Origin of the sequence: Bacillus sp. SIMBA_074 (genome assembly GCF_046534555.1) — a bacterium.
Classification (GTDB): domain Bacteria; phylum Bacillota; class Bacilli; order Bacillales; family Bacillaceae_G; genus Bacillus_A; species Bacillus_A mycoides.
Window position 1 is genome coordinate 1 of the sequence record NZ_JAWRYM010000903.1, and the last position, 252, is coordinate 252.

At 45.2% G+C, this 252-nt stretch carries 1 pseudogene; it reads right to left on the minus strand.

Annotated elements, in window-relative coordinates:
* Positions 1–252: pseudogene (locus SB773_RS33375) on the minus strand (hypothetical protein); the annotation flags it as partial.

A 252-nucleotide genomic window follows, 5' to 3' on the forward strand; every position in this document is an offset into this window, starting at 1 on the left:
GCCAGCATTTCCAATTCGCGTTCTTTCATTAATTGAATCGCATTCTCAACATTGCGGATCATACTGGCTATTTTATTCCCACCGGAGATCCCGTGGTCGTCGTATGCTTCGCTTAACTCGGCATCACGCCTTGCTTGAAAAAGGGAGCGTCCTATATCATCATGCATATAATAGGCTAAAGAATCGTTCGCTAGCCGTATCAATGCGTCCATCATTCGCTTTCCAACATCTCGGAGCTTTAACTGACGTGAT